The sequence below is a fragment of the Halopenitus persicus genome (assembly GCF_002355635.1).
Taxonomy (GTDB): Archaea; Halobacteriota; Halobacteria; order Halobacteriales; family Haloferacaceae; genus Halopenitus; species Halopenitus persicus_A.
On the sequence record NZ_AP017559.1, the window covers coordinates 18069 to 33463 of the forward strand.

At 54.4% G+C, this 15395-nt stretch carries 13 protein-coding genes and 4 pseudogenes; 5 read left to right on the plus strand and 12 right to left on the minus strand.

Features of this window, described 5'->3' with window-relative positions; translation table 11 throughout:
- Nucleotides 1-865 precede the first annotated feature (865 nt).
- From CPZ00_RS15950 to CPZ00_RS14615, 4 genes and pseudogenes are all read right to left on the minus strand, one after another.
- Nucleotides 866-1141, minus strand: a pseudogene (locus CPZ00_RS15950) (hypothetical protein); the annotation flags it as partial.
- A 150-nt stretch (nt 1142-1291) separates the two neighbouring features.
- Nucleotides 1292-1429, minus strand: coding sequence for a hypothetical protein (locus CPZ00_RS15675; protein ID WP_172861886.1), 138 nt, complete (start codon nt 1427-1429; stop codon nt 1292-1294).
- A 2-nt stretch (nt 1430-1431) separates the two neighbouring features.
- Nucleotides 1432-1977: a type II toxin-antitoxin system death-on-curing family toxin gene (locus CPZ00_RS14610; RefSeq protein WP_096391755.1), complete on the minus strand. Its 546-nt coding sequence runs from the start codon at nt 1975-1977 to the stop codon at nt 1432-1434.
- Between the two features lie 28 nt (nt 1978-2005).
- A pseudogene (locus CPZ00_RS14615) lies at nt 2006-2994 on the minus strand (transcription initiation factor IIB).
- Nucleotides 2995-3459: 465 nt separating this feature from the next.
- Here CPZ00_RS14615 and CPZ00_RS14620 point away from each other — a divergent pair.
- Nucleotides 3460-5298, plus strand: a complete 1839-nt coding sequence (locus tag CPZ00_RS14620) for a DUF4365 domain-containing protein (RefSeq protein WP_157744286.1) — start codon at nt 3460-3462, stop codon at nt 5296-5298.
- A gap of 151 nt (nt 5299-5449) precedes the next feature.
- Here the strand turns inward: CPZ00_RS14620 and CPZ00_RS14625 are convergent, their stop codons facing one another.
- From CPZ00_RS14625 to CPZ00_RS16175, 3 genes and pseudogenes are all read right to left on the minus strand, one after another.
- A complete protein-coding gene (locus CPZ00_RS14625) occupies nt 5450-5914 on the minus strand; it encodes a DUF4238 domain-containing protein (RefSeq protein ID WP_096391757.1) in 465 nt (154 codons plus the stop codon).
- A 39-nt stretch (nt 5915-5953) separates the two neighbouring features.
- Nucleotides 5954-6836, minus strand: a pseudogene (locus tag CPZ00_RS14630) (IS1595 family transposase).
- Nucleotides 6837-7026: 190 nt separating this feature from the next.
- Nucleotides 7027-7338, minus strand: a pseudogene (locus CPZ00_RS16175) (DUF4238 domain-containing protein); the annotation flags it as partial.
- A 70-nt stretch (nt 7339-7408) separates the two neighbouring features.
- Between CPZ00_RS16175 and CPZ00_RS14640 the strand changes: the two are divergent.
- The gene (locus tag CPZ00_RS14640) at nt 7409-7876 is read left to right on the plus strand and encodes a hypothetical protein (RefSeq protein ID WP_157744287.1); all 468 of its coding nucleotides are present in this window, start codon (nt 7409-7411) and stop codon (nt 7874-7876) included.
- A gap of 23 nt (nt 7877-7899) precedes the next feature.
- Here CPZ00_RS14640 and CPZ00_RS14645 read toward each other — a convergent pair whose 3' ends face one another.
- The 4 genes from CPZ00_RS14645 to CPZ00_RS14660 form a co-directional block, all read right to left on the minus strand.
- Entirely contained in the window at nt 7900-8787 is an 888-nt protein-coding gene (locus CPZ00_RS14645; protein ID WP_096391759.1) for a TIGR02391 family protein, read from the minus strand.
- Between the two features lie 72 nt (nt 8788-8859).
- Nucleotides 8860-9567 carry a hypothetical protein gene (locus CPZ00_RS14650; protein ID WP_096391760.1) on the minus strand — a complete coding sequence of 236 codons (708 nt, stop codon included), beginning with the start codon at nt 9565-9567 and terminating at the stop codon, nt 8860-8862.
- Nucleotides 9568-9624: 57 nt separating this feature from the next.
- Entirely contained in the window at nt 9625-11046 is a 1422-nt protein-coding gene (locus CPZ00_RS14655) for an argonaute/piwi family protein (RefSeq protein ID WP_096391836.1), read from the minus strand.
- Entirely contained in the window at nt 11039-12457 is a 1419-nt protein-coding gene (locus tag CPZ00_RS14660; RefSeq protein WP_096391761.1) for a hypothetical protein, read from the minus strand. The genes CPZ00_RS14655 and CPZ00_RS14660 overlap by 8 nt, the downstream gene beginning before the upstream one ends.
- 113 nt (nt 12458-12570) lie before the next feature.
- Between CPZ00_RS14660 and CPZ00_RS14665 the strand changes: the two genes are divergently transcribed.
- Genes CPZ00_RS14665 through CPZ00_RS14675 form a run of 3 tightly spaced genes read left to right on the plus strand, consistent with a single transcriptional unit; the run spans nt 12571 to nt 14454 of the window.
- A complete protein-coding gene (locus tag CPZ00_RS14665; RefSeq protein ID WP_096391762.1) occupies nt 12571-13449 on the plus strand; it encodes a hypothetical protein in 879 nt (292 codons plus the stop codon).
- 3 nt (nt 13450-13452) lie between these two features.
- Nucleotides 13453-14232, plus strand: coding sequence for a hypothetical protein (locus CPZ00_RS14670; protein WP_096391763.1), 780 nt, complete (start codon nt 13453-13455; stop codon nt 14230-14232).
- 15 nt (nt 14233-14247) lie between these two features.
- Nucleotides 14248-14454: a hypothetical protein gene (locus CPZ00_RS14675; protein ID WP_096391764.1), complete on the plus strand. Its 207-nt coding sequence runs from the start codon at nt 14248-14250 to the stop codon at nt 14452-14454.
- 389 nt (nt 14455-14843) lie between these two features.
- Here the strand turns inward: CPZ00_RS14675 and CPZ00_RS14680 are convergent, their stop codons facing one another.
- Nucleotides 14844-15167: a hypothetical protein gene (locus CPZ00_RS14680; protein ID WP_157744288.1), complete on the minus strand. Its 324-nt coding sequence runs from the start codon at nt 15165-15167 to the stop codon at nt 14844-14846.
- Between the last annotated feature and the right edge of the window lie 228 nt (nt 15168-15395).

Here is a 15395-nt window from a genome sequence, read left to right on the forward strand (position 1 = left end):
CGACAAGTTATTGTGGCAGACCTTATACCTCTAAGTCCAGGCTATGTCGCTGTGGCGAGCAAAGCGGAAATATGAGGCCAATCAGGGCCTCAACGAAACTGCCGACGACGCTTTGCTAGCCATTGCTATACTTCAAAATGAGAGTGACGACTTTGGTTTATTCCATCTCGCCCACGCTGACCTCACCGCTGAGTAGCACCTGTCCACTGGTACACTCGTCCGAGAGCGAATCGTGTGGTGATTATCACGCCGACAATACTCACGAACCTCGACAACAATCCCAAGTTCGTGAATGCCCGTAAGGCGAACAGAGCAGCGAGGGCTACGACAGCAGAGGCAATCGTTATCTGATTCTCACGGGAAATCATACCAAATATCAGGAGAGTCAACTGAAACACCTACCGGAAGGTGGTTCTGCTGCACAGAGCGGTTCGGTTCCATCGGTGTGGGCGTCGAGACCGTGACCGACTCGCGCCCTGTATTCAGCACGAGTTATAGAACATCAACGGGATTTGGTAGATGGTTCGACTGTACGTTTGCACTTTTTAGCGATCAAATGTTTCAGGCGAAAACCTCTCTGAAGAAGGGGATTTCAATATGGACAATTGATTGACGCTCAGAGGTCACTCAATTACTGGCTGGGCTGGCAGCCGCTCAAGACGTCGATGATATGGAATGCAGAGTGTCAGTAGGTTGCTCGGTACGTTCGACTCCTCGATTGATCGATCTGGATGATTGTAGAACCGCCGGCGTGGAATTCGATGGTGAACCGGGAGATCACGGCCAAATTGATCACGATGCGTCTTACGGTCCATGCCGCAGCGGAGACAGGATTCGTCGTCCACGCCGAACGCGGGCAGCCGCGGGTCGTCGACGCTGGCTCGTTCGTGCTAGTGACGTCACTTCCGAGATGATTGGTGAGACAGAATCGGCATTTCGTCTGGCCGTCTGAAACTGACACCCCACAGGACCGGCACTCGCCGTCGGTGGTCGACGGCGCATCGGGGTAGCCACCAGAGCTCGTCGCAACGCGTTGCCGCTGGGGGTCACCTTCGTACCCATCGTCCAGCCTCGTGTCCGGAATGTGGGACGCCTCACCGGTCGGCCGTAGTTCCTCAAAGCCGGAGTAGTGATTGTTCATCGATTGGCTCAGGATTTCCACCGGGATGGTATTTGAACCTCAGGGAGGTGCTTTACACTTCCGTGAAATGTTCTACTATAAAGACGTATCTCGGGGAGACTGGCGTTGTATCGAAGAACGAATGGACACCCCGAGACTGCTGACTGCGCCCTATTCGGTCGCGAGCTCTTCGTAAATTTCCTCGTGTTCGTCGAGGTCCTGTCGTCCGAGGAACCGCATAAGATACTGCCGTGCCTCCTCGGGAGACATCTCATCGGGAATCTCGGGCTGCTCACTTTCAGCGGCCATTCTTACTCCTCACTATGGGCGTCGTCGTCATAATCGTTCGGTTCATTGGATTCCTGATCGACGGTGCCGTGCTCCGAGAGTAGCTGTTCTGTGCCCTCAATACGTGCCAGCCACAGGTTGATGGTCGCCTTGTATTCTGGGGCAAGCGGCTCTGTATGTGCTCGTAGATACTCGATCACGTCGTCCTCATCGACATTGCCTTCATCTGTCGCGAGCGCCTTCAGGATCTCTTTGATCTCCCGATTGTAGTCAAAGCGCCGGCCATTCAGCGCGTAGAAAATACGGGTCGACATAAGCGCCGTTCGCTTGTTGCCATCGACGAATGGATGATTCGCCGCAATGAGTCGCAGCAGCTGAAATGCCTTCTCGTGAAGCGACTCGGGAACCTGACCGAAGTGGCCTTCTTGGATATGTTCGACGGTATATTCGATATCACCTGGTGAAGAGATGCCTGCCGCCGTGTTCGCATTTGACTCCACGATTAACTCGTGGATGTCACGGATATCACCAGCCGACAAATAGCTGATTGACTCCGGTTCCTCGTCCATTATTGATATCCTCTGTTACAATCCTTATCTAACCTCTGCTTTTTGCAGATGCTCCTCGCTTCTCTGTATCGCCCTTGGTGCCCATTCTATGCTCATCATCCAGCAGTTGGAGTGTGTCTCGATGCGGACGAATCGTTGTCGTTGAGATATTAGCGGCTTCTGCAACCTCGAATTGCGTCAGCCATCGTCCCTCCTCGCGACCGGCCGTGTAGAGACAGGCCGCTCGAACCCGGCCGGATGGACGCCCGTCGTGACGCCGTGCTCCTCGGCCTGCTCCGCGAGCGTTCGGGCCCGCTGTCGGATCTCGTCCGGACACTCGAGGTCCGAGGCCAGGCGCGGCACGAACATACTGGGGGAGACCGGCTCAGCGGGGAGATCCAGCTCTTCGTTTAGCGTTTTGTACGCGTTCGTGACCCGTGACTCCGCAACGCGGGCCATCTCGCTGACGTCGTCCACTAACCGCGAGAGGCCGTTGCACCGGCAGGCCCCGTAGACGCTGGCCGCGGCGATGGCCTCGATGGATCTGCCACGAAGCAGATCCTCATTCTGGGCGCTCCGGAAGAGCTGGCACGCCTGATCACGGACCGAATCGGAGAGCTCGAGGGCACTCACCAACCGGCGCACCTCGCCCAGCCCGTGGGCGAGATTCCGTTCCGCTTTCGACCGCCATCGGCCCCGGGTCTGCTCACGGCGCATCCGCGCGAGTCGCCGTCGCTTCTGCCCAGAGAGTTCGTTCCCCTTCGCGTCGGTTCCACGACCGATTTCCGTCGACAGGCCGCGATCGTGGCGAGCGGCAGTGAGCGGCGCGCCCGCTCGTTCGCACTCCTCTTCGTCGTACGCCCGCCACTCCGGCCCGTGATCGATGCGCTGTTCGTCGATGACCAGCCCGCAGTCCTCGCAGACCGTTTCGACCGCGTTCGTGGTGACCCGGCCGGCGCACTCGGGACACTGGTTCGCACTCGATTCCGTTCGGACGTCTTCGTCGAAGCCAGTTTCGTAGATGTCTCTAGTTGCCATCGATCTCACCGTGTTTCGGGAACCCGCCAGTACAGCGAGCCCCTCACCCATTGAGGAGTTTATAAACGCTATCGAGTACGGATCTCGGTTCAGCTGGATTGGAGCTCGGACGATAGTGCTTGATTCACTATTGTGTACCCCTTTACAACGGAGGGGCCTGCGTTCAGAAATGAATCTAAGATCCGGATAATCATAGAACAGAGCGACTCTGGTGGCCCCTTACACATTATAATAGTATGATATTCAACTATAGAAGAGTTCAGTCCGATTGTGGATGCGCTGCGTGTCCTCGCCGTGGCAGAAATTGGCGTCACTGTACCTATTGTATGTTTCCAAGGCTTCACAGGTTATCCAATCGCCTGAAATTTTGTAGGCTGGTGTCCTGTGTGGACTCGACAGGACAGGCAAGACAAAATACCTCTTTGAGGATACGCTTTTTAACCACCCCTGAGAACCCTGTGCCTAGTGACGAAGAAGCGAAGCGACGACCAGGAACTACAGGCTGTTTCAGAAGGTGCCCTACAGAAGGAACTGAGCACATTCGTAATCAACGAGCTCAGCGAAGACTTCGGTCTGGACTTCCAAGCCACGGTAACCGAAGAGCTGGATGACGAGTACCAGCAAGTCTCCTCCATCAACTTCTTTATCCAGCTCAAAGCCTCTCAGGACTTTGGAGAAGGCGACACAGCAAGCTTCCAAGCAAGCACCGACGACCTGAACCTGTACCTGCAAAACCCGTCACCCGTCGTCCTCGCACTCTACGACAACAGTAAGGACGAGTTCTACTGGACCATCATCCAGGAGTATATCTGGGACGAGTTAGAGGACCGTACACCGGACTGGCAGTCACAGGGGAGCAACGCTGTCAGAGTCGACAAGGATCAAACCTTCCAGGACACTGATCGCCTTCGCTCCCAAGTTTTGGAGGCTCAACACCGTATTCTCCGCCGGCACAATATGGCGATGGGAATAGGTCAAGGACTCCAATTCTCTCCAGATGACCTGTCCGAACTGGATATGCAGATCGGGACCAGTCTTGAGGACTACAAAGGCCATTCCCTGGTCAAATCAGCTGAAATGCTGAAACAGGGTGAAAGAGAAGGAGCGAGGGAACAACTCGAAAAGGTCTACGAAGCTCCGGAAGAAGATGAAGGGAAGCTGAAAGCGCTGTCCGGCCTGCTCCACATCCTCCATCCGGATCAGGGAGAAGACGAGGGTCTCCGAATACTCGAGCTGGCCGAAGAAGGCCAAGAGTTAGCACAGGATCTGGATCGCCTGGGCGATGAGAAATACCTTCAGATCCACCAGAATCACGCCCAGCTCTCCATACTATTGGACAAGACAGAGGAGATCCTGTTCTCGATGAAAATCCAGGAAGGCGATGACCAGTTCTTCCAAGTCTTCCTCACCGAGAGCCTATTCGAGCTGTTAGAGGAGAAGCTCCGCGTATTCGGAGAGATCAACGAGGCTCTGAACAAGCTGCTGGAGAACGACGAATACTACTACTACACGATCTCCCTGCCGCTGATTGTCGACTACATCACCTCGCAGATAATGGTCTACACCGGGCTGAAACTCATCGACAGAGAAGAACTCCGGGATTCAGATCAAGTCCATCCGATTGTCTCCCAGTTGGAAAGCATCCTGGAGATCATGAACGAACCCGAAACCGAGATGAGTATTCACCGGTACCTCGGCCTCTACTACTACCACACCTACAAACAGGACAAAGCGATAGAACACTTCGAGGCCACGCTCCAGCTCGCTGAAGAAGTCGAGGACGAATACATGGCCGACGGCATCACCGACTTCCTGCAGGACGTCAGGGAGAACCCAGATCCGTACGCTCCGGACGAAGACAGGAAAGACCCGATGGAGATGCCTCTCGATGAATACCAGGACCTGATGAGAGAGGTCGTGGAGGCCCAAGGATTTGACCTCGACAACCCGAGCGAAGACATTGGGAAACCGGTGAAGATGGCAGTGAAGGACATCGATATCACGGAGTACCTGCGGCACTGCGAGCACCTGCGTATCCGCCAAATGTCCACTAGTCCTCTCGGACGGCAAATGGGTCTTCGCTCACTCGGCCCGAAACTCATGTGGTGCAAACACGGTGGCGGAAGCGAAGGCCATAACCTGGAGATGCAGTTCCGACATTTCAAACAGACTCACTGCGAAGGCTGCGACCACCACAGCCCCAGAGGAGATGACTGGACCTGCACCATGGAAGACGTGCAAGAACAGGAGCAGGATCCAGAACTACAGGAAGTCGTAGAAAACATCCACAAAAATCGCTACTGACTCACTCGTCTTCTTAGGTAAATATAAGCGCCGAGACCCGGATTTGAACCGAGGACTGACGACTGCCACTCTACGGTAGAATCCGCCTGGCACAGGTGCGTGACAAAAGGGGGGTCGACACCCCGTTGTTGTAGAGAACAACAGATCTGGATCAGTGAATGAACCGATCCGAGTAGTCCAATTCAGCGTACTCCGGGTTTTCCTGGATAACCTCCCTGGCATACTCGAAATCCTTTATAGGGGAGTAGACTTGTCTGTGACAGTGCTCCACCTGGAGCTTATTCTGAAAATCCACGTGCTCCTTCTCCGTCAACTCCTCCCGTTTCGACTTCACGAAATACCGCCCCGGATCATAAAGCGCCAGAACCAGATCTGTACTTAACGGGACGTGTACCTTGGAACCAGGCCTTTCAATACCTCTCTCCGGGTCCGGCTCTGGGTTAACCGGATTGAAGATTGCGATCGGATGATCTGAGGCCCACAACGGATACTCCGTCTTGTTCACGAACAGGAACCAGTTCATCCGGTACAGGAGATCTGCAAAGCCTTCGAGAGCGTTGGCGGTTAGCTGTGCCTGCCACTGCTTCGCCCCTTCCTCGGTAGTACCCGCTTCCACAGCTTTCCGAGCTCGCTCTTGTGTAGCACATTGTTGATTTCAGAGAGTTGCTTTGACGGCGTGTTTGAGAGCTTCTCGTCCGGGTTTGCGGTAGAGTTCTCGTCTGAGTTGGAACGCTCGGAGATACTGTGTGAGGCGATCTTTTGAGATGCCTCGATGCGGCGAGAGCCACCGTCGCGCCAGCGACGCGTGGCTCTCGCACGTGTTCACGTGGACCGTGTCGTCGGCATACTCACCATCTCCGTGAACGACGTATTCGCGGTCGAAGCTCTCGTCTTCCTCAAGCGGATCGTACGCGCAAAATCCGTCAGTATAGACGGTGAGAGGCTCCTGCTGGCGGTCAGCCAGCAGGAGCCGGATCGTCGATTCGTCTGCGGATTTGGCCGGCACGAGATACCGCTGCTCGGTGCCGCGATCCACAACGACAAACACCGGCGGTTTGTCTTGATCATACGTCCCGCGCCCGCGTCGAGAGAGGCCGCGAGAGCGCGACCATCGGTCGCGCTCGCGGCCTTTTAGGCCAGCAGAGACGTAGAACTCGTCAATTTCAACCGGGCCACGGAGATCGAGTGACGGCGCGTCGAGCGCTTCGGTGAAGCGCTCGACACGCCTGTGGATCGTTTTGTAGGTGACTTCAATTTCGCACTGTAACTGCCTGAGGCTCGTGTTAAACCGCAAAAAGGCGTAGATCGAGAACAACCATTTGCGGAGCGCAATCTTCGAATGAGCGAAGATCGTGCCGGTCTTATCGTTGAACGTGCGGTCGCAATCCTTACAGAGATACCGCTGAAAGTGCCCGTAGCTGCCGTTTCTGACCGTTCGGTCAGAACGGCAGCGAGGACAGGAAACACCGTCACGTCAGCGAACCTGTTGGAGCAGGTCCGCTGCGACCGACCGACCCAAACGCATCTAGCGGAATCATCCGTGTCGGACACCGCTGACGCGGTGTCCTTGTCCTCTTCGACTCGACAGCCGCAGCTCAGCAGTATCAACAATCTCCTACAGAAGAGCGTTCCGAGCTTTATCATCGTCGGCCTCCTCCTCGTCGACGATATCCAAGTATGTTCGGAAGCCTGCTTCAACACTTCCCGGAACTTCCTGGTCCGGATATGTTGGTGAGAGAGGAACAGGTAGATAACGTGCTTCTCCTCAGGGGTCAAGCTGGTGACGTCGGCGCTATCGACCAGTTTGCCGTAGGCCTGGGAGAAAATTCCCTCAAGATCCGCATAGTTGTTTTCGATGAACTGCTCGTCAGAGAGATCGTAAAAATACTCACTCTGCGCAATATCCATCGTGTTAGAACCGAATACCCGATCCTCCGGCAGATCGTAACAGTACAGGTAGAACGGTTCCTCCGTGTCTTGGGAGAACGTGTTCAGATAGAACCTCGGGACGAAGTGCTGTCTCTTTTTCTCCCTCGCCATGAGCCTTAATCGAGGCCAACTAATCAGCGAACGGGTATAATTTTGTCCTGGCCGTGAGACCTCTCCAGATATGTCATTAGCGACGTCAGCGGCGACTACATTTCTCGGTGCCGTAGCGGGAGGTATCGTCTCATACTTCGTCTCGGGGAGAGTGGCCCGAGACCAGATCGAGGCGCAGTACAATCTCCGAAACAAGAGGGAGCGCCGAGACTGGTACAAGAAGGCGAACGAACTCGCGGAACTCACTCTTTCAGATTGGTATGATGTGATGAGCAGCGGAGAGGTAGACCACGATGTTGACGCCACAGGAAAGTTCGATGACCGGCGGGAAGAGCTCCGAAGACACGCAGCAGTCGGTCAACCACTGAACGTCGACTACGACGTCGTCAGTAATCTGGAACAGGCGTCTGCCAATCTCAGCCTGGCATTGACCCAACTCGACTCGGGGAAGGATCTGGCCGGAATTGAAAACAGGCTCGATCCCATACTGGAAGAGGTACAGGAAGAATCACAAGAGAAGGTATCTGAGTTGTCCTGATTTATCGGACCGGCTTACAGGGTTTAGTCTTCCGCAGCCTCTGTCTCGAGGACATCGAGAAGCAGGTCGACGTAGTGTAGGATCTGTATGGCACGCTGTTGGTCGATCGATTCTTCGTCCCGGTGACTGGGCGGATTACGTAAAGCACCGAATCCTCCCACATAGAGGTACATCCAACCAAGCTTCTCTGCTTCCACGTCGGCAAAAGTCAGAGGACCATCGTCAACGTGGAAGGCGTCTTGAGCCAGACTTACTCCGGTGTCATCCTGAGAAAACCCGCCTTCCTCCCTGATCCGCTCTTCTATGACTCGGAACGCAGTCCTAACGGAACTCTGGTAGTGCCCGTCGACGTATTCAGGAACTGCGTCACTCCGTAGGTCTGGGTGCTCCAGGTGGAGAATCGGTTCCTCATCCGTATCCTGAAACAGTTCATCGACCATGTCGAGAAACGCCATCGCGTTTCGCCGATCCTGATGTGTGTAGTCCACGGTCTTTCTGTAGTGGCGTATCTCCCCTCGATGGCCGTTTGCATCCAGCTCAAGCCAATAGTCATCTACTGTGAACCTGGCCTCCTCAATACCCTCTATATGCCTTCCAAGCCTGCTGTTGAACCCTGTTCCAGAATCCAGTGGAACAGTTATCGACCGTGTCTGATCATCCTGCTCGCGGATGTAACGCTTCAGCAGACCAGCTACGTCCTGAAGATCAGACCAGTCCGAGAAAACAAAGGTGCCTCCAAAAGATTGGGTCGGCGTGCTGTCTCCTGGATGATGTTCATAGGTGCTGATGTCGAAAACCTTCTCGTCACTGTCTAGATTCAGGATGGTCTCGATCCGGAAGACAGGTTCTTCGTCTTCTACGGCTTGCTCCGAAGGGAACTGTTCAGAGGTAAACTCCCGTGAGATACGCATCGTTGGTCGAATGGTGAAACGAGAGTGTAATAGGCGTTCCCTCGATAGCCGGGGTCGACAGTTCTTTCCCAATTACGGGAGATTGAGCGAAGGAAGATCTAAGAGACAAACCGAATCGTACCGGTCGGATTTCCGAAGCTCCGTGAACTCAGACCGGATCACTGCTTCCAGGTCACCCTTCTTGTCATCCCGTATTTCCATGATCAATCCGTTTCCACTGTTGTCCTTCGGCAGCGCACCTACGTTCAGCGAACTGCCGACAATTGGGTCGTCACCCTGCCTTTTCTGCAGGACTCGGGCACCACGATCCAGCACGAAACCGGTCTGGTCAAACTGAGCTGATGTGAACCAGGTAATCGGGATCTTGTTGTTCCCCCGGATGTACGAATCATTATTCACTCGAAGCCGATACTCCATCTTATCAGGTAGAAGCATATATACCGGACTGCTCAATGGCTTCAAGATTTTTTTCATCAAGTCCTTCGAGAACTCTGAGCCATCCACCTGCTTCTTCATATCTGCCTGGGCTTCCAACCAGTTCAACAGTTTGTCTTGCTCGAAGGAAGTGATATCGTCGATATCCTTCTTCACCTGGTCAGCTGCGATGCCCCGATTGAACTGTTTCATCTTCAATTTAGGAGTTACGCGGCGCTTCTCAACCGGGATATTCGCTGAACCGTAATCGTCGACATACGTGGCTTCTCCAAGAAGCGTTTTCTCGCCGTAATACTTCATAACACCATCGACGAAATTCTGGACGTTATCCTGCGTCAACTGCATACCTGCGCTGAGACAGGTAACCGTGTAAAGGTTCATACTGAAGAGGTAGTCCTCTTCTCACATGTAATAGTAGTACTGCGGTTTGACCGTTATCCCTCGCTTGTCCGCTTCCGCCAAGATAGCGCCGACAGCCTGCGCCACACGGATCGTGACCGGCTTCTTTTTCGCAAAGTCGGACGTATTCCAGTCCAGTTTCGTGAACGAGAGAATCTCCTCACAGATCTCCTCGTACGAACTGTGGCACACCTCCGGATCCAGCTCAACCGTGATCGGAGCTGGGATACGCGGGCCTGGATACGTCTGAATCGCCGGAGTGTAGCCCTGAGTGTACAGGAAGTGCTTATTCTCACCTTTCGGGGTGACAACAGTCCCACGCAGCGGCGGGTAGTTCCCTGAACTGTAGAGCCTGACAGGATCTCCATCACGCACCGTAACGAAATCCAGCTTATCGATGTCTCCAGCGCCACGTTTGAATCCTTCTCGTTCACCTGGCAGGAACCGAGAAGTCTTATGAAGCACGAACCGACTGGGTTCAGCTCCCCGACGCTTCCTCTTGTACTGGTCAAGGATCTGCCCAACTATCTCCTCCGCACTATCCTCTGTCAAGTGATTGTTCCCTGTCGACTCGTCTCTGACCGCTTGACCGCCGCGAAGCACGAAACTCTCCCCCGTCCCGAGGAACACCTGTGCAAGTGAAGCCCGAGTCTGATTCTGATTACCGTGGCGGACACGGTAGAACGAGATACCAGCGTAGCAGGTGTCGTTCTCCAAGTGGCCCAGTTTCCAGGGATGGCCTTCACGAGATTTGTAGAGCATCGCCACAGCGAGATTCCACGCCACCTCCGCCTTCTCCTGGCCTTCGTCTGCGTCGAACCGGAGCGAGCTCGGACGAATCAGTTGGGTGGGAACGTCGTACTCGAGGCCGAACGTCTTTATTCGGTCATGGAAATCAGTGTCCCCGGCCTTCATCTTCGGTTTGCTCTTGTCTGGGGGGGTGCAGGCTTCCTCGATCTCCTCCGGCAGAGAAATGACGATGACGTTCGGCGGCGGATCGTCCCCTGCAAGATCTTTGATATAGATCTCCATCAGGTCCAGCAGTGTCTCCACGCTTTTGTCGGTGGTTGGCTCGTCAGTAACGAGTTCAACGTCGCTCGGCGGCATCTCCCACGTCCACCTATCCAGCATCGTGAAGCTGGCACGGAAAGCAGAGTCAGTGCCGAGAGCCGGGAACGGAGGCTTGTGCCTCTGAGGTTCTTCCTCGTCTCGGGGAATCACCGTCTCCATCTCCGTGAACAGCCGTTTCACCGCACTGATGGAGTGGCTGGTTCCGATGAACCCGACGTAGATATCGTTGTGGCTGCTTTCCTCTCCAGGTGTCCAAGGCCCGTGCTTCAGAAGACCGGCACGCGGATCCTTTGCTTCACCGTCCCCGAATTTTAGGGACGGCTCGCCCAGCCACCGTGCATCGAAATCAGTCACCGTGATCACCCAGCTTCTGCTGCACCGAATCCGTGTCCCTGGTATCGATCTCCTCCCGCGTTCCGGCCGGACGCTTCCCGATCGATATCTCAGTGATACGCCGGAACCCGATTATCTGGCCGCTGGTATCCCTCGCTCGGTTGTGGATACTCAGGATCTTCCGCCAGTGATTGTACCTGCTGTAGGTCTGACTGTTGTTGTACCGGTGCTGAGCGAAGTTATCGTGGAGACTGCCCTTTCTATCGCCTCGGATCAAGGTCATGTGGTCGCCGTTCTCCGTGAAGTGATCCTTGATTAGGACGAAGAGGAAGTAGTCGTCGTTCAAACGCCGGACGTTCAGCTGGGCTGTCCGGTGACGGACGAACTTGGAGGATGCGTCACTGAATACCCGGGAAACCTGCTGCCCCTGCACTTTTTCGACCTCCTTTTCCAGCGCCCCGTGCTCGAACATCAGGTAGTAGTCGCCCCGGTACTTGAACGCGACACAGCCGTCCAGGTCGTGCTTCTCCACGTTCTGACGACAGATTTCCCGTGTTAAGAGGGACGACGCCAGGTCCGTGTTCTCCTCGTCTGTGGCCCAGTCGTCGAAAGACTCAGCGGAAACCGTGTCTATCTCCACGACCGACTCCACGTAATCCGGGAAATCCTCAGGAGGCAGCAAGCTGAAAACCTTGTTCGACCGGAACCTGACCGCCTCCGTATCATCGATCAGGTTCGTAACTCCCTCGAAGAAGTTCGGTACCTCGACATCTCCGATGTAGATGTTCTCTGGTGGACTGTTGATCTCCGCGAAGTTCGGTCTCAGCTCTTCCCGCTTGTTGATCGGCTCTCTTTTCTCGGTGAAGGTGTCGTGCTCGTACCGGTCACTGCGTTCCAACTCCTCCGTAGCCTGCTGGACCTTCGCAGGCGACATCTGATGGACTGTAGTGACCTCGGTAACGAAATGGTCAAATTCCTCGTACGGGTAACTGTTGAACTTCTCCTTCTCAGCTTCGTCCAGCTCCGCGTCGTCCTTGACCCGGTGGTAGAAGTCCTTTACAGCCTCATCCTTCTGCTTAACCACCTTGAAAATCCGCTCCCACTTCTCCGGTGCCCGGAGATATCGGACGACGATATGCAAGTCAAACCGGTGCTCCGCAGAAAGCTCCTGGTACTCGATCATATACCGGGCAAACTCGGCCAAGAAGTCTGGATCAGTCCGGGTCAGCTTCGTATCCTTCGTCTCAATCCAGAGATCCTGGTTCCCGTGTTCGTGAGCCCTCCTGACAATCAGGTCAGAGGTGATGCTGTCGTCCTTGGAGTCCGCGACAACATCGTATTCACGGGCCTCCCAGTACCTGCGGACAAGATCCTTGTAGAGTTCTCCGTGATGGTGGCTTGCCTCACGCCCACCCTCATGGTTGCGAAACATTACTGAAGTTGACCAAATAACGGCGTCGAAGTGATAAGTTCGTTTGGGTATTATAAAAGAAAGTCGTCTTGTGTCGCCAAACTACAAGTAAATTGCGCTCAGAGCGGCTACTAATGACACAAGACAATCCCAGCAATATTGAACTGGGAGACGTCGCCGCCATCCTTTTCGATGAGTTCGGCAGGTCCTCAACAATGGACGCAAAGACCTTCCACAAAACCACCTACTTCATCGAGAAGAAGATCAACGAACGCGGAGAAGACTTCGACCTCCCCTACTTCTGGTACAAATTCGGAACGATGACTGCCACCCAGAACAGTCCCGTCACCATCCAACACGACGAGGAAGAGTCCGACGTCCTCTGCTCCAAGAGAACAGAAGACCTGTCCCTGACCCCCCAGCAGGAAGAAGTCATCCGGGAATCCACCAAGGAAGTTCTCGAAGAACACGACGAAGTCGGGACAGAAGGACTCACCGACCGCATGTATGAGGAGGACGCCCCATACGACGCCCAGAGAAAATATCGGAAACTGGACGACTTCGTCCAGTGGCAGCTCTATAAGAAGGACGAAAGCGAGACCAATTTTGAACGAGACGAAATCCACCGATACGTAAACGAGTTCATCGACGCCTTCCCAGAAGACGAATACCCACAGTACATCAACGACCTCTACCTCTGGTACGACCTTCTCAGCAACCGACTCAACGATCCAGAAACAACCCTCGAAGATATCGAAGAACTGGTCGACATCTTCTGGTCCATCTTCATCCTAGAACTCGCCGTCGAAATCGACACCGGAACATCGAAGAAAGAAATCCAACGGGAACTGGGCATAGGAGACCTGGAAAACCGGAAGCAGTACTTCAGAAACGAGCTCCAACAGCAGGAGCGCGAACACCTATATATCGAGGACGAGAGCGAACACTTAGTCGAAGCAGCAGATGCAGTGATGGCATCTCAACTGGAGTTCACTGAGGTCAACGCAGACTAAGGAATGGCGAGCTACTACGTCGACACGAACGTTCTTGTAGGATACACCTTCCTACACAACCGGTGGCAAGACCACACCCGACGCCTTATGGCGGCAGAAAACACTCTGTACGCCGGCGATACAGTCCTCTACGAATACTGCATCAACGTCGGGCACGGACCAAGAGACGGAGAATCCCTCGACTGGTCAAAAGAAGACGGCGTAGTCGGCAAAGAAAAGCGGAAGCTCCGGAAACGGAAACGCTTCACCTATCTCGAGCTCAAGACCGAAGACGAGGAAGAACTTGATCCTGACACTGTTTCCGAAGTCTTCATCGAGAAATTCGATGTCGAGGACCAGATTAAGCGCAAGGTCGAGAACTACTTCGAGAGAGAACTTGACCAAGACTGCACTCTGGATGACGTCGAGGACGCCCTCAACCATCTCATTAACAGGATCAACAGCACTGCGATAGACCGGAAAGACGAAATCCAGAAACGGATCAAGATCCGTCCCCGCCGTGACAGCAAGGATTACTCAACGCCCTGCTCCCAGATGAGCAGGATCATCGACGGCGACGAAGACGAATACTGTCCCGACGCCGAGGTACTCGTCGACGCGATGGATCTGAAAGACCGATTCCTAATCGACACCGTCGTCACCAGCGACAAGGGAGACATGATCTACAACAAGGATAAGCTGGAGCCGATAACCCGGTTGAGCCTCGTCTACCTGAAGAACAAGTTCGCCAACGAAGACCCGGAGATAGACGAAGAAATCCCTATAGACCAAGACTCCGACTGACTCCTCAACCCACCCATGACAGACACGAAATACGCTCCAGGGCCCATCAAATGCCGAGAATGTGGTACCGAACTCGAAACGATCGAGAAGAGTCACCTCCAGAGCCAGAACTGCACCGGCGAAGTAGACGACGTTGAGGAGTATCGGTCGAAGTACCCGGCCGCCCCAACCCGGACCACCGAGATGCGTGACAAGATCGTTGACGGTCTCAAAGACAATTAAATCTCTCTCGACCGGCGGAAAACACTTGCCGTGCCACTCTTAAACACACAACATACCCGTAGAGCTCTACCTCGCCGGGAAGGCTATCGAAGGCGCAGCAAAAGGAGTAGCCGGCACACTAGTACAACACAAACTCCAGAACACCGCTAACTAGAAATCCTCTGCCGTGAATCTTGAGAACTGCATCAGGGAACCGGATGGACAACGGTACTGCGCTGTAAACGACGGATACCAACACCAAGTAAACCGTACAGGCGTACACGAGCCAGATCCTCTTCAGCGACAGCCTGAGATGCCACCGACTGACTTCACGGAACCCGTTTCAAAGCCCTGGGAGCAAGATCTCCAGCCGGAACCAATCGAATTTGAGAGCTTCTCCGGTGAGAGAACTACCCTCGAAGACCAAATATGCTTCCAGCCTTCCGGAAATCTGTCTTTATAGACTCTCCAGTGAATGTCACAACCTCGGCCAAGTCCCTCCCGTTCTCCCAGGTATTGTCCACCCAGGTTCGTTCCTGAAGACGCCGCGTCCTGCGCTGCTTCTCCAGAATCACCTCCTGCTTCCCGTCCATCCTCTCGCTTCTCTTCTCTATCATCGACGACAGCTCCGACGTCGTCAACGTCAAATTGTTAACCGTGCCCCGGACTGTACTCAGTTCGTTTTCGACATCTTCAAGCGATAACCCCACTCCGCCGACCTCTCTCTTGGCCAATTGCCGAGTCGCCTCCACCTCGTCGCCCGTCTTCTCCTGTAGAGTTTGATTCTACGAAAGGTTGGGGAGGGTCCACTCGGTTCTATTGGCAGAAACGAAAGTGCTCTATGTTTTCGACCCACACCGGTGTCGCTGGATTCGTTCTGGGAGCCCGACCTTCCCACAAACCGGACACTCCTGCAGCGGCGTCGGCGGTTCACGCTCCCATTCTTCCAACGCAGCTTTGAG